The organism is Exiguobacterium sp. UBA3491 (assembly GCF_002377745.1).
Lineage (GTDB): Bacteria > Bacillota > Bacilli > Exiguobacteriales > Exiguobacteriaceae > Exiguobacterium_A.
In genome coordinates, this window is sequence record NZ_DFQK01000031.1 from 31,879 (window position 1) to 52,184 (window position 20,306).

The following is a 20,306-nucleotide window of genomic DNA, read 5'->3' on the forward strand; positions in this document are numbered from 1 at the left end:
CTGTTGAAGAGATTCCTTTCCAATCCGTCGAATCGATATTCCATTGAATCGTTTTCGTATAACCAGCCGCTCCGACGACACTCAATACCTTACTGTTACTCGCACCGAACGGCGCCCGAAAAATCGGTTTCGTCGTTTTTCCGGTCAAGGATCGGATGAGCGACTCCGTCCGGGATAATTCACTTGTCATTTGGCTTGCTGATAAAGTCGTGAAATCCGGATGTGAATACGAGTGATTGCCGATTTGATGTGTTGGAGAGGCGGTTGTGATGTTTTTAATCGATTGAGGATGGTTGTTTGCACCACTGCCTGTTAAAAAGAAAGTAGCTTTCACTTGATTACTTTTTAAGACACTTAATATTTTGACAATGTTCGTTCCATCTGAACCGTCATCAAATGTCAATGCGACGACTTTTTTGGTCGTCGTTCCTTTTGTGACAAACGTAGAACTCGCTGCATCGACCTGTAAGGGAATTGAAAGTGGGGTTAAGAGAAGCAATCCGATCATCATGATGGTGGGTTTCTTGATGTTCATCGTTAAGGGCCTCCTTCATCAAAACATGCTTTATCAGTACTCTTTATTTAGGTATTCCCTTTATTTTTAAAAAAAGAACTAAGATTTTCCCCTTTTTCAAAGAAATAAAACTGATCTAATGGAAATTTGTTTAAACCGTAACCTTTTTGGGAAACAATAATATATGGAAATAGTAAAAAGGAGTGAGAAGGAATGATCGAATTCAAAAACGTCGGCAAGCAGTTTAAGGAAAATGTCGTCTTAAAAGGCTTATCGCTCGAGATTCAAAAGGGTGAACTCGTTGTTTTCATCGGACCAAGTGGTTGTGGGAAAACGACATCACTTAAAATGATCAATCGATTGATCGAACCTTCTTCAGGTACGATTTTGGTCAATGGGAAGGATATCATGAAGACGGATACGATTGAATTAAGACGCCATATGGGATATGTTATTCAGCAAACTGGTCTGTTCCCTCATATGACGGTCCGGGAAAACATTCAATTGATTGCTGGACTTGAGGGGAAAGATCACGATGAGATGGATCAGCGGACAGAACAACTATTAACGATGGTCGGGCTTGATCCGAGACAATTTATTGATCGTTATCCGAGCGAACTCAGTGGTGGACAGCAGCAACGTGTAGGTTTCGCGCGTGCTCTGATGAATGATCCTGATGTCATCCTGATGGATGAGCCGTTCAGTGCTCTCGATCCCGTTACTCGTAATGATTTGCAGGAAGAGCTTTTCAACTTACAAGAGGAAGTGAAAAAGACGATTGTTTTCGTCACTCATGATATGGATGAAGCGATCAAGTTAGCGGATCGGATATGTATCATGCGTGATGGGGAGATCGTTCAGTTTGATACTCCAGAAGAAATCCTGCGTCATCCAAAAGATGAATATGTCGAATCGTTCATCGGAAAAAATAAAATTTGGAGTAGTCCAGAATTCATTAAGGCAGAAGACATCATGATTGAGGATCCAGTTTCAATCAGTGGCAAACGTACATTGCTACAGGGAATTGAAATCATGCGTGGGCGAAAAGTCGACAGTCTATTGATCACTGATCGTGACCGCGTTTTACAAGGGCTGATTAAGTTAAAGAACATCCAGACGATCCCGGATAAGAGCCAACGGATTGAAGAAGTAATGGAGGGCGAGATCGTTGGCGTCAATGAACACGATTCGTTACTTGATGTCCTTGAAGTCATGAATCAGGAAGAGACAGGTTATCTGCCGGTAACAGATGCAACAGGAAAACTAAGAGGATTAATCACACGTAGTAGCTTACTTTCCGTCTTGAGTGAGCAATTCATTCATGAGGAGGAAGTCCAATGAACGGTTTCTTTGATTATGTAAAAAATAATACCGATCAAATCGGTGACTTATTACTGGAGCACTTACAGCTGACGGTCTTTGCCGTCGTCATCGCCGTCGTCCTTGGGATTCCGATCGGGATTTTAATCACGCGCTATCAAAAGTTCGCAAAACCGGTCCTCGCGCTGACGAGCGTCGTGCAAGCCGTCCCGAGTCTTGCCTTACTCGGTTTCTTAATTCCGTTCATCGGTATCGGATCGACACCAGCGATCATCATGGTAGTGCTCTATTCGCTCTTGCCGATCGTCAAAAATACGTACACAGGTCTATCGAGTATTCCGGGAGATACGCTTGAAGCAGCAAAAGGAATTGGTTTGACGGATCGTCAAATCCTCAGTAAGGTCCAGATTCCGCTTGCCTTACCGATCATGATGGCAGGGATTCGGATTTCAGCCGTCACAGCGGTCGGTTTAATGACGATTTCAGCATTCATCGGTGCCGGTGGTCTTGGTTACCTCGTCTTTTCAGGTATTCAAACGGTTGATAATAACCAGATTCTCGCCGGAGCGATTCCAGCTGGTATTTTAGCCCTTGTCATCGACTTTGTCGTCAGCCGGATTGAATATTCGGTGGCACCGAACGGTATTCCGCTCGCGGATGGTCGAATTAAAAACAAGGCACGGAAACGCCGTAAAGCGATGTCAGCGGGACGCAAGATCGCGATCGCAAGCATCGTCTTCCTATTGGTTGGTGGTACAGTCGCTTATTCTTTCCTCAAGGAAGATAAGATCGTCATCGGATCGAAGAACTTTACGGAACAGTTGATTCTCGGAAATATGTTAGCGGATTTAATCGAAGATAAAACGGATCTACAAGTCGAACGTCAATTAAATCTTGGAGGGACGAAGGTCGCTTACGGGGCGCTTGAAAAAGGGGAAATTGACGCATATGTCGAATACACAGGGACATTGTTGATCGACGTGCTCAAGCAAGAGGTCGAGACGGATCCGAAAACGGTCTATGCAAAAGTCGGGAAGATGATTCCCGAAAAAAGTCAGGTCGATGTCCTAGATCCGATCGGCTTCAACAATACGTATGCTCTTGCCATGACAAAAGAAGACATTAAGAAGTACGACTTGAAGACAGTGTCGGACATGTCAAAAGTCAGTGATCGCTTGATTCTCGGTTCAACGATTGAATTCGCGAACCGTGAAGATGGTTATCTTGGTCTAAAGAAGAAGTATCCGGATATGAAGTTCAAAGATGTACAACCAGTTGATGGAGGACTTCGCTATACAGCATTGACGAACGGTCGAACGAATGTCATCGATAGTTTTTCAACAGACGGTCTTTTGAAGAAGTTTGATTTGACTGTACTCAAAGATGATAAAGAGTTCTTCCCACCATACTATGCGGTACCACTTGTTCGTCAAGAAACCATTAAAGAACATCCAGAGCTGAAAAAAGTCCTCAACACATTGAAGGATAAAATCACGGATGAAAAAATGCAAGAACTGAACTACAAAGCAGATGTTGAGAAACAACGTCCTGAAAAAGTCGCGCGCGATTTCTTGATTAAAGAAGGGTTGATTTCTAAATAAACAGATAGAGCCGAGGCGGGAATCCGCTTCGGCTCTTTTTGTATGCGCGCTGACGCGCTATATCGTTTTGGAAAATACGTAATCAAGTGATTAAATTATTTTTTGATGCGACTAGCGAGCCAAGCGCGAACAGTGCGTTGCTGAATCATACACGTTCTTCCTCTCGGTTTAATGTTCCAAGGCGGTGCTCGGCATCTTTAACGATACGTACTTGAACCTCGACTGTCAACCAATCTGTTTCGAATTCAGGTAACGTCGGCAAACCATAGCTTGGGTTACTCGTAGATGAAAATAAATCAGACATAATACGTTCTCCATATACTGGAATCATATAAAATCCCCTCTCTGTGTCTTGATTCATCTCTTGCACCTCTAGTGTACGAAAGAATTGTAAAGACGGAAGAGGGGAGGTGTTAAGAACCCGTGAACTTTGTAAACGTTCTCACAAACTTGTCAAATCCTCTGTAATGGCTTCACAACTGTCAGCATACTGCTGCCCTCGTTTCACGTATTTTCGGACTGTTCGTTCCATGATGAATCGATCATGGTCACTGATATCCCGGACGATTTTTGCAGGAACACCCATGACCATCGCACCGGCAGGCACCTTCATTTTTGGCGGCACAAGACTTCCCGCAGCAACGAATGCACCTTCTCCAATTTCAGCTTCATCAAGGATCGTCGCCGACATCCCGATCAACGCTCCTTTTCGAATGATACCTCCATGAATCATTGCCATATGACCAATCGTGACTTCATCTTCAATGATAGTCGGAAACCCTTCATACTGATGAATCATCGAACCATCTTGAATGTTGACGCGTTCTCCGATTTGGATCGGACCTTCATCTCCCCGGATGACCGTATTGAACCAGACGGATGAGTCTTTTCCGATCGTGACCTCTCCGATGACCTTTGATCCATCCGCTAAATAAACGGATGGATCGATGTTTGGAATAAGTGAACCGACACGATATTTCATGCGTTTTTCCCCCTCAGGCATTAAATCCATACTCTTTCATCTTGACGTTACAAAAAATAAATTGCAACAGCTTCCAAACTAATTGTAAGATAGTGAAAATACGCTTACACCAGGAGGAGACAGGATGGAACAAACAGTACGTGAACGATTGATTGCGATTGCTGCAAAAAAAGAGAAAGCAGCTGTCGTCTATCAGAACATTTCAGTCATCGATGTCATGACACGTGAGACGTATACAGCAGATGTAGCGATTGATTCAGGTTATATCGCTGCTGTCGGAGAGGGATATGAAGGAGTCGAGAATCGTCCGGGAACGAGTCTGTTCATCGCTCCAAGTTTTGTTGATGCCCATGTTCATATTGAATCATCGATGGTACCACCAAGTGAGTATGAGCAGGCGATTTTACCACTAGGCGTCACGACGATCATCGCGGATCCACATGAGATTGCGAACGTCAAAGGCGCAGAAGGTTTGTCCTTCATGCTAGACGATGCAGAAGGTCTCGCCCTTGACGTGCGCATGATGTTACCGAGCTGTGTTCCGGCGACTTCGTTTGAACACGCGGGAGCATCACTTGATGCTGCGGCACTTGCGCCATTCGTCAATCATCCGGGTGTCCATGGTTTAGGGGAAGTCATGGATTATCCGGCTGTCGAACGAGCCGATCGCGACATGTTACAAAAAATCAAACAGATTGAAGACGCAGGGAAACTTGTCGATGGACATGCTGCAGGACTTGGACCACGCGAAATCAATATTTATGGTGTCGCTGGAATTCGGACGGATCATGAATCCATCAGTAAGGAAGATGCAATTGCACGAGCACGTCGTGGTCTGTATGTCGAAATACGGGAAGGGTCAGCAGCCCGTAACTTGAAGGAAGTACTCGATGCCGTGACAGAGAGTAATGCCAGCAGGTTCCTCTTCTGTACGGATGATAAACATTTGGACGATACATTACGCGAAGGTACGATTGATTATAATATTCGCTATGCGATTCGTCATGGGATTAAACGCGAAACAGCGTATGCGATGGCATCGTTGCACGCGACAAACGCGTATCGTCTAGACGATCGGGGAGCCATCGTACCAGGACGCCGGGCGGACTTCGTCTTATTATCGAATGCCGATAACGTCGTGATTGATGAGGTTTATATTCAAGGGAATTGTGTCGCACGAGCAGGGAAAACGATTCGACCCGTTCGCCGTGCTCATGTGCCGGAGTCATTACGTGGAACCTTGAATACAAAACCGATCACACCAGAAGTATTCGCCCTTCCACTCGAATCACCACGTGCGCATGTCATCGGAGTCATTCCGAAAAGCATCGTCACCGAGCACTTGATTCTTGACGTTCCGCTTCAAGAAGGACATTTCGTTCCTGTGCCAGAGGAGGATCTCTTAAAAATTGCTGTCATTGAGCGTCATCACGGGACATCGTTCTCAGCAGTTGGGATCGTCAAAGGATTTAAGATGAAGCGTGGAGCGATTGCTGCGACCGTTGCCCATGATTCACATAATCTCGTCATCGTTGGGGCATCAGACGAAGAGATGCGACTTGCTGCAGAACGTCTTGTTCAAGCGGGTGGGGGTGTCATTGCTGTTAATGGGCAAGACGTGCTTGCAGAGTTACCGCTTGAAATCGCTGGGCTGATGACGAATCGTCCTTTCCAAGAAGTCGGGGACACACTCGAAGCATTAAACGATGCACTTGATGTATTAGAAGCGGATCGGTCCTTTAATCCTTATTTGACGATGTCGTTCCTTTGCTTACCGGTCATTCCGGAATTGAAGTTGACCGACAGTGGGTTATTCGATGTGAAACACTTCCAGCATATTTCAGTACAAGCAAACTAAAGTCCATCGCGAGTCTGAGTCTCTTTCCGGGACTCAGACCGTTTTTTATTAGAAATAGATGATCTAAAATCAAAGAAAGATACTTTACAAAAGCTCTAAATATTCTTAATGAAACTTAATAGTTTGGATGTTGAATCATTTTGGAAAGCTTGTTATAGTAAGGTCTATATCATTTGTGAGAAATCTCACTTTCTTTGAAACTCTTTATTTAAAAGAGTCGTAGAAAAGAATAGGATCACTAAAGTGGAAAGGGGACTATATTTATGGATAAATCATATTTTGAAGGACATGAAGTCTTGATTGCGGACGTCTATCGTTCATTCACGCGTCAATTTTATGCACTTCCGACACATCGGCGAACGAAACGTCAATTGCGAAACCTTGCATTCTCCGTTATTCGTCAAGCCAGACCGACGTATGAAGAACGCACCGTTTTGTACGCCTATTTTGCTGAATTCTTCCGAGCAGTGGAAGAAGGACAAGATGAAGAAATCGCTTTTTATAAACAAATCGCACAGTAAAGACCCCCGATGGCTCCGTCAGAAGGGGTCTTTGTTGTTTTTAGAGATATCTTCAGGAAATCAAAAACAAGTAGCGGACGAGGTCCACTACTTGTTGATTAAAGAATTCGATGTGTGTGTCAGGTCCTCGTTTACTTGATTTCCATCCATTTAAAGCTCATATCGGCACCGAATGGGTGACGGTATAATTTATCAATATTTGTTCGTTGCAAGTACGCTTCACCTTTTTGATAGATTGGCGCGATCGCGTAGTCATCGGTTAGCAAGATTTTTTCAGCTTCTTGCATATCAGACCAGCGTTTCGCTTCATCTGCTTGTTGTTTTGCCCCTTTGATGAGATCATCGAATTTTTTGTTCGAGTATTCCATCCGGTTGAAGCTTCCGCCTGTCAACCACATATCGAGGAACGTCATTGGATCCTGATAGTCAGGTCCCCATCCAGCTGCAGAGATATCATAATCGCCCTTCGATTCGAGGTCGAGGAAGTTCTTGAACGGTTGTTGTTTGATATTGATCGTCAAACCAGGAAGATGTTTCTCTAGATCACCTTTTAAGTATTCAGAAACTTTCTTGAATGCATCCTCATCTCGTGAGAGCATGCTGAGTTCGACTGTTTTGACACCAAGTTCTTTTAAACCAGCATCCCAAGCTTTTTTCGCTGCATCAGCATCATAGCTTTGAAGATCCGGATATTTCACTCGGAAATCCTCACCATCGGGTGTGAACGTGAAGTCTTTCGCAACGATGAAGTTTGCTGGTTTTGATCCATCGTTTAGGATGACGTCCGTAATCCCTTGTTTCTCAAAACCAAGTGCGAGCGCTTTTCGAATGTTCTTGTTTTTCAATGCTTTATTCTTTTGGTTAAAGCGGAGGAAGTTGATCCGAGCATCTGGACGTGTCTTGTAATCCTCTGATTTTTCATATTGTGAGACGAATTCAGATGTAATCGGTGCGAAGTCGACTTCTTTTGCTTCAAAGAGGTTGACGCCAGTCGAGATTTCCTTAACGACTTTAACGTTAATCTGATCCATCTTGACGTTTGCTTTATCCCAATAATCCGGGTTTTTCTTATATGTCCAACCCGCGTTCGCTTGCCACTTATCGAGGACAAAAGGTCCGTTGAAGACCATAGTGTCCACACTTGTCGCGAACTTATCGCCTTTATCTTCAACGAATGATTGCTTTAATGGTAAGTAAGTCGGAAAACTCGTCAAACCAAGGAAGTAAGGTGCTGGAGCTTCGAGTTGCACTTCAAGTGTCTGATCATCGATTTTCTTGACACCGAGTTCATCGAGTTCAGCTTTGCCTGCCATAATTTTATTGGCATTTTTCAAGTCCTGCAAAATGTACGCGTATTCTGCTGCTGTCTTTGGATCAAGTGCACGTTTCCAAGCATAGATGAAATCATCTGCTGTGACGGCTGATCCATCCGACCACTTCGCATCTTTACGCAATTTGAACGTATATGTCTTTTTATCTTTTGACACTTCGACACTTTCTGCGATTCCAGGTGTCGGCTTGTTATCACCATCGAGTCGATAAAGTCCTTCAAAGACGTTGTTCGTAACAATGATGGAAGTCGAGTCCGTCGTTTTCGTCGGATCAAGCTGAGGTACATCTGTCGTCGAAACGAGCGTGACTTCCTTTTTCTTGTTTTTTGAATCAGATCCGCTTGTGTTTTCATCATTTCCTTGCCCGCATGCAGCGACAGCAAGTAGTGCGATGCTAGATAGTCCAGCAAACGCAATTTTCGATGTTTTATTCATGGAACGATGACCCCCCGAGAGTTAGAGTTAAATATTTCAGAAAAATGTGAACATATTGTTAATTTAAGTGAAAGTGATTAAAAATGCAACATAGATTTTCAGATAATTCTCACTGATCAAGGTCTATATCCTTAATTCCGAGTGATTTTAAATAGTCATAAAGTAGGAATATGGTCAGTTTATGAGGAGAATACATTCGTAATGTCAACCGAACCGGATCTCCCCGCATGCGCATATTCGTAATATAAACACCTTTTCGTTCAAGAGCGAAGATGATTTCAGATGGGTCCAGATTAGCAGGAAGGAGCAAGTGTGCGACAAGGACGTTCGCTTCGAATCGACTGTTATTAATACGGCGCATTCCTCGAGTCAATCCCTCTAATAAGAAGAACAAAAATAAAACAAGAAAAACCGATTCCCATATAAATCCTGCACCGACAGCAATTCCAATTCCACTTGAACTCCATATAATGGCGGCCGTCGTTAATCCACTGACGATATCGTGAGGGCGACGCAAAATGACACCAGCACCAATGAAGCCGATACCGGCAATGATTTGTGCGACAAGGCGCATCGGATCCATTTGAACATTCGTCGCCATATCGTGATAGAGTGAAACGGATTTGATGGATACGATGGTTAAAAGACAGCTGATGAGGGTAATTACGAGGCTAGTGCGTATACCGACCGGTTTATTTTTTATTTCACGCTCGAATCCCATGAAAATTCCAAGGGCAGCAGCCATTAGGAGTTTAAAGAGGTCCTCGAGCTGAAATACATGAATCCAGTTCATTCGTCTCAAATCCTTTCTTTACTTTAAAAGGTGATTTGTTATAATGACTTTTGTGTCTTTCGAATGAATATACGTAAGATGTAATAGATATACGGAAAAAGGAAGTGTCTCATCATGAATCAGCAAAAAATCGGCTTCTTTGCTCTCGCAGCAATGGTCATCGGTTCGATGGTCGGTGGAGGTGCCTTTAACCTTCCCGGTGCAATGGCTCAGAGTGCAAGTGCAGGACCTATTCTCATCGGATGGAGTATTACAGGAATTGGAATGATCATGCTCGCGCTCGTCTTCCAGCACCTTGCAAACAGTAAACCCGAACTTGAAGGTGGTATTTATGCTTATGCACGTGAAGGGTTCGGACGTTTCGTCGGTTTCAACAGTGCTTGGGGATACTGGGTATCTGCATGGATTGGAACGGTTGCGAACATCACGCTCGTCTTCAATGCGATTAGTTATTTCTTCCCGATTTTCGCGGCAGAGAATCGGATATTCCTTCTTTTGATGAGTATGGTCGTCATTTGGGGATTATTCTGGCTCGTCTCAAGTGGGATTAAGGAAGCTACCCTCGTCAATCTGATTACAACGATTGCAAAGCTTGTTCCAATCTTGATTTTCATTCTATTGGTTGGGATCGCCTTTAATATCAAAACGTTCAATTTAGACATTTGGGGAGATGGGACAGAACTCGGTTCAATCTTCGATCAAGTCAAGGGAACGATGCTCGTCACGCTTTGGGCGTTCGTTGGAATTGAAGGGGCAGTCGTTTTATCGAGTCGTGCTAAAAATCGAAGTGATGTCGGAAAAGCGACCGTAACGGGACTCGTTGGTGTTTTGGTCATCTATATCTTGATTTCGGTCTTATCACTTGGCGTCCTTAGTCAAGAAAAACTGGCTGGATTAAAGGAACCGACGATGGCGTATGTACTAGAGGCAGCAATCGGACCAGTCGGCGCGACGATCATCATGATTGGTTTAATCATCTCACTATCCGGAGCGCTTCTTGGATGGACGATTTTAGCATCAGAGATTTCATATTTGGTTGCGAAAGATGGTGCGTTCCCGAAAGCATTCGCTAAGACGAATCGAAAAGGGGCGCCAGTTGGAGCGCTGCTGATTACACAGATCGCCACACAAATTGTTGCTGGGATTGCGCTATTCTCTGCACAGACGTATCTCGTTCTATCAAGTATTGCCGGGATTTGTGCGCTCTTACCATATCTGTTATCAGCCTTGTACAGCATCCGGACTTCACGGGAAGAGCGGAATCGGAAAATGTTACTCTTCTCGGTCATCGCATCCGCGTACTCTATTTGGCTCGTCTATGCGTCGGGCGTTTGGTATATCGTCATTGCGGCGTTAGTTTATGCGCCGGGCATTTTAGCATATGCGTTAGCAGAACGAGAACAGCAACGGACAGGCATGTCACGTTATGAGTGGATTGCTAGCATGATTCTTGTTGTCTTAGCCGGAGTGGCTGTTTACGGAATGGTCGTAGGAGAAATTCAATTGTAAGAAACGATATGCAAAAGAAGTCACGGTGGATAAAAATCACCGTGACTTCTTTTTTTTTTAAGGGGTTAAGAATCTTTTTTCGACATCCTGTACGGACAGTGGTTCAGAGAAAATGAACCCTTGCATGTACTGGCAATCTGTCGTTTTCAAGTAAGTCAAGGCATGTTCTGTCTCGACACCCTCAGCGACGAGGTTCAACTCTAGATTGCGACCCAGTTGAATGATAGAATCCAGCAAAGCATGATCGTTCTTTGCTAGTCCATCAATGAATACTTTATCGATTTTTAATTCATCAATTGGAAACGCACTGAGATACTGTAAAGAAGAGTAGCCGGTTCCAAAATCATCAATCGATAAGCGGAAACCGAGTGACTTAATGAGGTGCATGCGTTCGACGGTTCGTTGTGTCTGTAAGATAGCAATATTCTCTGTCATCTCGAGCGTGACGGAAGATGGCGAAACGAGTCGCTCCGTTACGATATGTTGCAACGTTCGAATAAAGGAGTCACTTTGGAATTGGTGCGGTGAAATGTTGATCGCCATCGTCAATTCAGGATCAATCGTTTGTTGCCACTTCGCGAGCTGTTCACATGCTTCGATGATGACCCAGTTGTTGATTGGTGTGATTAGAGAAGCCTCTTCGGCGAGTGGGATGAACTCATCCGGCGGAATATTTCCGAGAGCCGTATGATTCCAGCGTAATAACGCTTCGAATCCTTTGACGGCTTGTGATTGAAGCTCGATGATCGGTTGATAAGCAAGGTAGAGCGACCGATCTTCGAGTGCCGTGAAGAGAGAACGTTCGAGTTGGATTTTACGTGTGAATTGTGTGTCCATCTCGTGTGTTAAGTACTGAATCGTTCCCGTACCAATTGATTTTCCCGCATACAGAGCAGTTTCGGAGCGGCGGTATAAATCTTCAAGTGTTTTCGCTTCAGACGGATAGACGGTGATACCGAATGTACAAGAAACGATGAGTGAATGACCGTTAATGTAATAAGGACGTTGTAACGCTTGTTGTAATTTTCGAGCATATTGAAAGAGTAGATTACTTGAGGGTGCAGGTAATAGGACACCGAATAAATCACTCGTCGGATGAAAAGCAAGGACACCCGTCGTATGTTGCAAAAGCCGTGTTGCCATTGCTTGAAGGAGTTGATCTCCGATATGTGTTCCAAACGAATCGTTTATGACTTTGAAACGATCGATATCGAACAAAATGAGTGCAATGGGTTCATGTGATGCAGCAGAATGGAACAGTGCTTCCCCTTCACGTAAAAATCCACGTTTATTTAATAAATGCGTCATCTCATGGTGATGCACTAAAAAATCAAGTTCTTCTTCAAGCACAGTTGTTTCCGTAATGTCGTTACCGATGAACAGATGCTGAAAACGAACGCCGTTTGCATCATAAATCGGAATCAATGTCGCTTGGAGATGTTTTCGTTCACCCGTGTGTGAAATGAGACTAAGACGACCCGACCACGCTTTGCGTTCACGGAGTTGTGTTCGGATTTCTGAGACAGTCGCACTAGTTTGATCGAGAATTACGGACCATGGCTGACCAATAAGCATTTCAGGACAGTAACCTGTTACATCCATGAGTTGGGCGTTTATATACGTAATTGCACCACGCGCGTCAAATACAGCGACACTAGCGATTTGATCGAACGCCTGACGTAAATCCATCAAACCTTGAAATAATGGTTTTGTTGTAATCGGTTGTTGAGCAGACGGAATACCACAAACGAAAGCAGCAACGACGTTGCCTACTTCATCAAGTAGAGGAGACAGTAGCAACGTTGATGTCATGGGAGTACCAGACTTATGGAATAAGGAGGCATTCGGCAATTGGACCGATTGATGGCGTTCTAAAAAGGAATGCCAAATTTGATGGCTGAATGCCATATCTTCCTGGTCAAGTAAAGGAACGATTTGTCCGACGATTTCCTGTTGTGTCCAGCCCCAATGCTGTTCTGCTAACTCGTTCCAGGAACGAATGGTCAAATCGATATTTAAGATGAAAGACGGTAGTGGAAACTCTTGAATGACGACTTCATAGGAATCAATGGTCGAACGATCCATTACGTGCGCACGCTCCTTTATGATGAAAAGAGATGACGGTTCACTTGTCTTATCTTTTCCCAATATATTCAATTCTTACGCATCCCAATCATCTAGGTTATACATTTTTTAGATGAAGATTATACAAGAAAATCTGCTATAATGATTTTGAAAACGTTTTCTAAAGAGCTACAAGGGGGAATCTCGATGAATCAAACAGAGAAAATCATTCAACAGACAGAACAGTTCGGAGCACATAACTACCATCCACTCCCGATCGTCATTTCAGAAGCAGAAGGTGTCTTCGTCACGGATCCGGAAGGACGTCGTTATATGGATATGTTGAGTGCTTACTCAGCCGTCAACCAAGGACATCGTCATCCGAAAATCATCGAAGCTCTAAAACGACAGGCGGATAAGATCACTTTGACGTCACGTGCCTTCCACAATGATCAACTGGGCTTTTTCTATGAAAAAGTAGCACAATTGACGGGTAAAGACATGGTATTACCAATGAATACAGGTGCGGAAGCTGTTGAGACGGCAGTGAAAGCAGCACGACGCTGGGCATATGAAGTGAAACAAATCCCAGGTGATGCTGAAATCATCGTTTGTGAAGGAAACTTTCACGGTCGAACGATGACAGCCGTCTCCATGTCGACGGAGGCAGAATATCAACGAGGATTTGGACCGCTTCTTCCTGGAATCAAGACGATTCCATACGGCGATCTGGAGGCACTAAAACAGGCAATCACTGAAAATACAGCGGCATTCATCTTGGAGCCGATTCAAGGCGAAGCAGGAATTTTAATTCCGTATGATGGCTTCCTAAAAGATGCACAAGAAGTTTGTCGTGCGCAGAATGTTTTGCTCGTATCAGACGAGATTCAATCTGGACTTGGTCGTTCCGGTAAATGGTTTGCTTCTGATTGGGACGAGGTAACACCAGACATGTACATTCTTGGGAAAGCACTGGGCGGTGGGGTATTCCCAATCTCGTGTGTTGCTGCGAATAAAGATGTCCTTTCTGTCTTCAATCCAGGTTCACACGGCTCGACGTTCGGTGGCAATCCACTCGCTTGTGCCGTCTCGATTGCTTCACTTGAAGTATTAGAAGACGAAAAGTTACCGGAACGTTCACTCGAACTCGGTACGTACTTCATGGAAAAATTAAAACAAATCAACAACCCGATGATCAAAGAAGTACGTGGTCGTGGATTGTTCATTGGTGTTGAACTAACAGAAGCAGCTCGACCATATTGCGAAGCGTTGAAAGAGAAGGGCTTACTCTGTAAAGAAACACACGAGACAGTCATTCGCTTTGCACCACCGCTTGTCATCACAAAAGAAGAGTTGGATTGGGCGTTCGAACGGATTGAACAAGTGTTAGGCGTTTCCGTCGCCCAGTAAATGAATACATTCAAATCGAATAACAGTGAACAAGATGTTCACTGTTATTTTTGTTTGGATGAGTGTCGGTATGGATACAGGAAATGTTTGAAATTCAGTCATACGGGAACATACAACTATCGCAAAAAAAATTTTTAAATGGGGGTAATGGTTATGTCAAATGACAGTGGTCTCAATAAAAAAGCAGATGGTCTTGTTGATAAAGTAGCGGGTAAAGCAAAAGAAGCACTCGGTAAAGCAACAGGAGATAAATCGACAGAGCGCGAAGGTAAAAAAGATCAATTAAAAGGTGACGCCAAGAAAACCGTAGGAAACGTTCAACAAAATTTTGAAGATACAACTCGTCGTTAAGACCGTGGGAATTAAATAGAAAAACCGGACTGGAGGATTACTCTAGTCCGGTTTTTAGTGTTTGCTATAATGATTTTTTATACTAATAAAAAAGATAGTGAATAATTTGTATGAAGGTCTAGTCATTTAGATATTTATATGGAATAATTAAAAACGTAAAAGCGTTTACATTGTTCTGTCATTATCGTTTTATTTAGGAAAGGGTGAAAGGGATGTTGCAGTTTCTACAACGAATTGGTAAGGCTTTGATGTTACCAATCGCAGTATTACCAGCTGCCGGAATCGTACTTCGATTAGGTTCGGCGGATATGCTAGATATTCCATTGATGGTAGCAGCAGGAGGGGCGATTTTTGATAACCTTCCATTGATATTTGCCATTGGTGTCGCAATCGGTCTATCGATTGATGCGAGTGGGGCAGCGGGTCTTGCCGGAGCCATCGGGTATCTTGTCTTAAAAAATGGCGTCGACTCGATGAACAAGGATTATTCCAGTGCACAGATTCAAGCAAAATATGATGCGATTGCGGCGATCGTCAATGATTCCTCGACCAAGGTCGATGGCGCGACGCTTAGTTCGATTGCGAACCAGGCGACGCTCGGTTCAACCGTCAATATGGCAGTATTCGGTGGGATCATTGCGGGTATCGTTGCCGGTCTTCTATACAATCGCTTCTACAATATTAAGTTACCGGATTGGTTGGCATTCTTCGGAGGCCGTCGTTTTGTTCCAATCATTACCTCAGCTGTCATGCTCGTACTTGCTTTCATCTTTGGTTATGTTTGGCCGTTCATCGAGCAAGGTATCAACGGTGCCGGTGAATGGATGGTCGGTCTTGGCGCAGGAGGCGCTGCTTTGTTTGGATTCTTTAACCGTCTCCTGATTCCTGTCGGCTTGCACCATGTTTTAAATAATATTTTTTGGTTTGTTTTCGGTTCATACGAAAAAGCAGATGGTACGGTAGCGAACGGGGATATTGCGCGTTTCTTCGCTGGAGATCCAACAGCGGGGATTTATCAAGCTGGCTTCTTCCCGATCATGATGTTTGCCTTGCCAGCTGCAGCCTTTGCTATCGTCATGGCTGCGCGTAAGGAAAATCGAAAAGCCGTTGCCGGAGCGATGATTGGTCTTGGACTGACATCCTTCCTGACAGGAATTACGGAACCAATCGAGTTCTCGTTCATGTTCTTGTCACCTGTTTTATACGTCATCCATGCTGTACTAACGGGTCTATCGATGGCCATCGTTAACTTACTCGGTATTTTACATGGCTTCTCCTTCTCGGCTGGTTTCATTGATTACGCCTTGAACTTCGGGATTGCGAAAAAACCATTGTTGATCATCCCGGTTGGTCTCGCGTTCGCGGTCGTCTACTACTTCCTGTTCTACTTCATGATCACAAAATTCGATCTGAAGACACCAGGTCGTGAAGATGAATCGCTCGTTACAGACACGGGAGTCGTTTTGACGGACTCAGACGATAAATATGAACAACAAGCAGCTCAAATTTTTGCTGGATTGAAAGGAACAGAAAATGTCACGTCGATTGACAATTGTGCGACACGTTTGCGTCTTCAAGTCAAGGATCCAAGCATCATTGATGAAGCAGCGATTAAAGCGGCTGGAGCAAAAGGTGTCATGAAGATGGGGGCGACTAGTGTTCAAATCATCATTGGCACAGATGTCGAATTCGTTGCAGATGCGATGAAACGACAGAAGTAAAGAAAACGACCTTTCCTGAGCTCAGGAAAGGTCGTTTTGCTGTACGTTCGCAACAGGTGCTGTTTTGCTCGAGCGATAGATCGGATAAAAGATTCCAATCAAGATGATGACGATCCCAATCCATTGAGAGCTCATCAGATGTTCACCTAAAATTAACACGGAACAGATGACCGCTGTCGGTAGTTCAGCTGCTCCAAGCAAAGAAACGCTTGCTGGGGAGAGGTGAGGCGCGCCCGCAGCAAATAAGAGCGGTGGTAAAATTAACGCGAATAGACCGAGCGGAATCGCGTATAACAGAAGTCCATTTTCGAAGTTCGCAGAGGACAAGAACGTCGTCGGTGGATACATCGTCATGACGAAAGCAAGACCACCTGTCATCATGTAAAAACTCTTCTTGATGACGGGTAAATGATTGGCGATGCGTCCACTAGCGAGTAAGAAAATTGAGAAGCTGACAGCCGCTCCAAGACCGAATAATGTTCCACGGAAGTCAAGTGGACTCGAGTAAGCGGCACTCGCAAGAATGGCTCCGCCAATCAACAGAATCGCAGACAGGAAATGCGCGCGAGATGGTAAACGTCTGAATGCGAGCGCATCGATGATGACACCGATCCAAGTGAATTGGAATAAGAGAATGATTGCAACGGATGCCGATACGGTCTGAAGACTTTGATAGTACAGATAACCAGTTGTACCACTAGAGATACCGATCAACATGAGAAGACCAGCTGTCTTGAGATCGAGACGAAGATTTTTCGTAAATAAGGCAAGACTGAAAATCATCAGCCAACCGAAGAAAAATTGACTCCCAGAAACGGCTGCTGAGTTAAATCCAGCTGCATAAGCGAGTTTGACGATCGTTGAGAGGACACCATAACTGATAGCGCCAATGAGAACGAATAAGGTTGCTTTTGAGCGATGCATGAATAATTTCCCTCCATTTTTAGTAAAAACCACACAAAAAAGGTTGCAACGGGGCCTTGTCCAGGTTTTTTGGACAGGGTTTGGTTGCAACCTGTGTGATTTATTGAGTTGATGTGTCGAGCAAACGATACAGCCGGGTTTTCGTTTGGTTGTACTGAACGGTCAGCGTATTCCCCTTCTTTAATGACGCGGTAGCTTTCCGTGTTAAACGATTTAAATCCGCTGTTGACTCATCAATCTTAACGAAATCCGGTTTTTTAGTCAAGCGTGAAAGCACTTTCTTTTCAGCGTCCATCGCTTGTCGATACGTTTTAGAGAACGTTTGAAACGTCTGCTGGCGTTCCTTGATGATTGCCACTAAGGCAGTTCCTTCCGTTTTTGCTTTACCATCAAGTTTGTTTACAGCATCCTTCAATTCTTCAAGATCAAGTTCAGCGTACGTTTCCTTACGTAACGTTTCTTCTTGTTTCAATAAAGAAAGCCGTTCGTCATTTAAGGCTTCTAGTTCCTCCCGTTCATTTTGAGAGCGTTTGATTTCTTCAACACCTGCATCAAGAACAGCTTGGTACGTATTAACTGAAATTTCGTCCTTACGAGCACGTTGATCAGCTAGCATGAATGCCTTTTCTTCACCTTTGACTTGTTGTTCTAGCTGTTCATGAAGAGAGGTTGGTGAATCGTTGGAGCAGGCAGCAAGTCCGAAGCTCGACAGGAACAGTACTGCTACGAATGATTTTTTCATCTAGATAGTAACTCCTTATAAATTCGAGTATTGCACGAAGTTGTACGGAATATGGAAATCTTCATCATAAATCGCGAACTGATAGCCCTTTTTCTGAAGTCCGGCAACAATGGCCGGAAGGGCCTTGATAGCTTGTGGTTGTTCATGCAAGAGAATGATTTCAAATGGACGCTCTGCTCGCCGAATGACCGTATTAGCCACTTCTTTTGCACTATCTTTGTAATACCAGTCCATTGAATCGATCGACCAGTCCCATACTCGGAAGTCTGCTGAATGAATGGCAGATGCCATTTTTTTCGTGATGCCTGGATCAGAGCCATAAGGTGGTCGTGTCAAATGTGGTGTTAGCTTCGTCAACTCATGGATTTTCTTCTGAACACTTTGCATCTCTGAGACATACTTTCCTTTTTCGTACAATGTATCGTAATCGTGTGTTTCCCCGTGTAATCCGATATAGTGTCCAGCTTTAGCAGCAGCTTTGACTTCTTGCGGAAAAGCATCTATTTGTGTTCCGAGATAAAAGAAAGTGGCACGAGTCTGAAGTTGATCCAATGTTCGAAGTAAGTCCGGTGTTAATGCGGATGGACCATCCTCGAATGTTAAATAAGCGACTTTTTTCGTCACACCATTCCATTTTTCCACGCGTGCTTTCTCCATATTGACGACAGGGACTTCAGTAATGGATTTACCTGTCGTAATGGATTGTTGTTCAGGAGTAAATACGTATCGATAAGCGACATATCCCCCAACTCCGAGAAAGACAAGTGTGAGAAGTAAGAAGAACCGAGGGAAAAACTTTCTTTTTTTTGTACGCGGTCGTGGACCGAGTTCGCTAGCGTGGCTTGAGGTAAATGGATCCATCGTTGTCTGTCGCTCCTTGTGTCAAAAATAGCATATACAGATAATGTAACATTTTAATTGTTTCTTTTGTAACAAATAGATGACAAAAAGATGACGAAAAATCGATTTTTCTAAAAAATATCGATTTATTTAGAAGAAGTTTGTAAGAAATAAAAAAACAACCACTGAATAAGTGATTGTTTCATGTGTTATTAGTGTTCTGTTACAGCACACTCATCGCATTCCGTTTGATAGGATTCACATTGCTCGTCCATTTCTTTCCCACAATGAGCGCATGTCTTGACGGGAAGCTCACGATAGAATGCAGCAGATGCTTCTTGGTAAAGGGGTTGTTCCATGTGTTTTTCCTCCTTCAAAATAAACGAAATGGTCTTTTTCTTGTTTTTATTGTATTAGTACAGAAGTTTTATGTCAACTATTGTTTTATAACAGTAAATTCGTTTGAAGTATTGATAGAGGACAATAAAAAAGAGACATGCTACGATATCTAAGTAATCTGATAATAATAAGGGGGATTTACACATGACACAGGCAACACTGGATACAATGCGTGTCTTAACAGAAAGACGTTCCGTTCGTCATTACGACGAAACGTTCAAACTTTCAAAACAGGAAGTGGAAGAACTATTAGAATGGACGACAGCGGCACCGAGTGCTTGGAATCTACAACACTGGCATTTCACGGTCTTCCTTTCAAAAGAAGCGAAGCAACAGCTTGCACCAATTGCATACAATCAGCCGGCCGTCACTTCGGCTTCAGCAATCATTGCGATTCTAGGGGATGTTCAAGCCAACCGAAACTACAATCCGGTTTATGGTCCGGCAGTAGAAGCGGGTGGTATGACAGAAGAATTGTTCGATTCGATCAAAGCACAAGTAGAAGGCGCTTATCAAAGTGAAGCGTATGGTCGCGACGCGGCAATGTCGAATGCGAGTCTTGCTGCGATGCAATTGATGCTTGCGGCAGAAGCGCGTGGATTATCAACACTCGCAATGGGTGGATTTGATCATCAACGTTTTACGGAAACGTTTATTACCGAGTCACGGTATGTACCGGTCATGTTAATTGCTGTCGGTAAAGCGGTCGAAGATGCAAAAAAACGTCCGGCACTCCGTTTACCGATCGATCGAGTATCAACCTTCCTGTAAGTCATTCAAAATGGAGGAAGCGGGGGTCAATTCCTCCGTTTTAATTTTTTTATTTTTTTTCGGAAAAAGACTTGTCAGCCTTTTAGTTTCTTGATATATTAATACATGTCCTAGCAAGTACATAACGTACTGCAAACATGATTCTGTAGCTCAGCTGGGAGAGCGCTACCTTGACAGGGTAGAGGTCGCTGGTTCGAGCCCAGTCAGAATCATACCGAAA

Annotated in this window: 19 protein-coding genes and 1 tRNA gene; 10 read left to right on the top strand and 10 right to left on the bottom strand. The window is 43.9% G+C overall.

The features are described 5' to 3' along the window. The coding region (locus B4F99_RS12155; RefSeq protein ID WP_290758300.1) for a polysaccharide deacetylase family protein at nt 1–535 on the bottom strand (535 nt) is incomplete at its 3' end. Nucleotides 536–727: 192 nt separating this feature from the next. Here B4F99_RS12155 and B4F99_RS12160 point away from each other — a divergent pair. After that, nucleotides 728–1,855: an ABC transporter ATP-binding protein gene (locus B4F99_RS12160; RefSeq protein WP_290758302.1), complete on the top strand. Its 1,128-nt coding sequence runs from the start codon at nt 728–730 to the stop codon at nt 1,853–1,855. Then, nucleotides 1,852–3,435: a glycine betaine ABC transporter substrate-binding protein gene (locus tag B4F99_RS12165; RefSeq protein ID WP_214856396.1), complete on the top strand. Its 1,584-nt coding sequence runs from the start codon at nt 1,852–1,854 to the stop codon at nt 3,433–3,435. The genes B4F99_RS12160 and B4F99_RS12165 overlap by 4 nt, the downstream gene beginning before the upstream one ends. A 145-nt stretch (nt 3,436–3,580) precedes the next feature. Here B4F99_RS12165 and B4F99_RS12170 read toward each other — a convergent pair whose 3' ends face one another. Together B4F99_RS12170 and B4F99_RS12175 are read right to left on the bottom strand one after the other, a co-directional pair. Beyond that, on the bottom strand, nt 3,581–3,739 hold the full coding sequence (locus tag B4F99_RS12170) for a hypothetical protein (RefSeq protein WP_290758305.1): 159 nt from the start codon (nt 3,737–3,739) through the stop codon (nt 3,581–3,583). Between the two features lie 138 nt (nt 3,740–3,877). Then, entirely contained in the window at nt 3,878–4,417 is a 540-nt protein-coding gene (locus B4F99_RS12175) for a gamma carbonic anhydrase family protein (protein ID WP_214856398.1), read from the bottom strand. Between the two features lie 124 nt (nt 4,418–4,541). Between B4F99_RS12175 and ade the strand changes: the two genes are divergently transcribed. Together ade and B4F99_RS12185 are read left to right on the top strand one after the other, a co-directional pair. After that, nucleotides 4,542–6,275, top strand: coding sequence for an adenine deaminase (gene ade / locus B4F99_RS12180; protein WP_290758309.1), 1,734 nt, complete (start codon nt 4,542–4,544; stop codon nt 6,273–6,275). A gap of 263 nt (nt 6,276–6,538) precedes the next feature. Continuing rightward, nucleotides 6,539–6,796, top strand: a complete 258-nt coding sequence (locus B4F99_RS12185) for a hypothetical protein (RefSeq protein WP_035412398.1) — start codon at nt 6,539–6,541, stop codon at nt 6,794–6,796. A 131-nt stretch (nt 6,797–6,927) separates the two neighbouring features. On the opposite strand, the gene B4F99_RS12190 is transcribed toward B4F99_RS12185, so the two are convergent. Next, nucleotides 6,928–8,562, bottom strand: a complete 1,635-nt coding sequence (locus B4F99_RS12190) for a peptide ABC transporter substrate-binding protein (RefSeq protein WP_056063473.1) — start codon at nt 8,560–8,562, stop codon at nt 6,928–6,930. Nucleotides 8,563–8,671: 109 nt separating this feature from the next. After that, nucleotides 8,672–9,355, bottom strand: a complete 684-nt coding sequence (locus tag B4F99_RS12195) for an MgtC/SapB family protein (protein WP_290758312.1) — start codon at nt 9,353–9,355, stop codon at nt 8,672–8,674. Between the two features lie 111 nt (nt 9,356–9,466). Here B4F99_RS12195 and B4F99_RS12200 point away from each other — a divergent pair, with 111 nt between their 5' ends. Then, entirely contained in the window at nt 9,467–10,864 is a 1,398-nt protein-coding gene (locus B4F99_RS12200) for a basic amino acid/polyamine antiporter (RefSeq protein WP_201247407.1), read from the top strand. Between the two features lie 57 nt (nt 10,865–10,921). Here B4F99_RS12200 and B4F99_RS12205 read toward each other — a convergent pair whose 3' ends face one another. Next, nucleotides 10,922–12,949, bottom strand: a complete 2,028-nt coding sequence (locus tag B4F99_RS12205) for an EAL domain-containing protein (RefSeq protein ID WP_290758314.1) — start codon at nt 12,947–12,949, stop codon at nt 10,922–10,924. A gap of 186 nt (nt 12,950–13,135) precedes the next feature. On the opposite strand from B4F99_RS12205, the gene B4F99_RS12210 reads away from it, so the two are divergent. From B4F99_RS12210 to nagE, 3 genes are all read left to right on the top strand, one after another. After that, nucleotides 13,136–14,338, top strand: coding sequence for an ornithine--oxo-acid transaminase (locus B4F99_RS12210; RefSeq protein ID WP_023467138.1), 1,203 nt, complete (start codon nt 13,136–13,138; stop codon nt 14,336–14,338). A gap of 153 nt (nt 14,339–14,491) precedes the next feature. Next, nucleotides 14,492–14,689, top strand: coding sequence for a CsbD family protein (locus B4F99_RS12215; protein ID WP_035412412.1), 198 nt, complete (start codon nt 14,492–14,494; stop codon nt 14,687–14,689). 212 nt (nt 14,690–14,901) lie between these two features. After that, nucleotides 14,902–16,410: an N-acetylglucosamine-specific PTS transporter subunit IIBC gene (gene nagE, locus B4F99_RS12220; protein WP_214856402.1), complete on the top strand. Its 1,509-nt coding sequence runs from the start codon at nt 14,902–14,904 to the stop codon at nt 16,408–16,410. 21 nt (nt 16,411–16,431) lie between these two features. On the opposite strand, the gene B4F99_RS12225 is transcribed toward nagE, so the two are convergent. From B4F99_RS12225 to yhfH, 4 genes are all read right to left on the bottom strand, one after another. Next, a complete protein-coding gene (locus B4F99_RS12225) occupies nt 16,432–17,334 on the bottom strand; it encodes an EamA family transporter (RefSeq protein WP_035412417.1) in 903 nt (300 codons plus the stop codon). 100 nt (nt 17,335–17,434) lie between these two features. Then, the gene (locus B4F99_RS12230; protein WP_290758320.1) at nt 17,435–18,076 is read right to left on the bottom strand and encodes a YkyA family protein; all 642 of its coding nucleotides are present in this window, start codon (nt 18,074–18,076) and stop codon (nt 17,435–17,437) included. Nucleotides 18,077–18,091: 15 nt separating this feature from the next. Then, nucleotides 18,092–18,937 carry a polysaccharide deacetylase family protein gene (locus B4F99_RS12235; RefSeq protein WP_290758323.1) on the bottom strand — a complete coding sequence of 282 codons (846 nt, stop codon included), beginning with the start codon at nt 18,935–18,937 and terminating at the stop codon, nt 18,092–18,094. A 191-nt stretch (nt 18,938–19,128) separates the two neighbouring features. Next, nucleotides 19,129–19,275, bottom strand: a complete 147-nt coding sequence (gene yhfH, locus B4F99_RS12240) for a protein YhfH (RefSeq protein ID WP_064505459.1) — start codon at nt 19,273–19,275, stop codon at nt 19,129–19,131. A 184-nt stretch (nt 19,276–19,459) separates the two neighbouring features. Here yhfH and B4F99_RS12245 point away from each other — a divergent pair, with 184 nt between their 5' ends. Both B4F99_RS12245 and B4F99_RS12250 read left to right on the top strand, forming a co-directional pair. Further along, entirely contained in the window at nt 19,460–20,086 is a 627-nt protein-coding gene (locus B4F99_RS12245) for a nitroreductase family protein (RefSeq protein WP_290758326.1), read from the top strand. A gap of 139 nt (nt 20,087–20,225) precedes the next feature. Next, nucleotides 20,226–20,298 (top strand) — tRNA-Val (locus B4F99_RS12250). The last annotated feature ends 8 nt before the right edge of the window (nt 20,299–20,306 follow it).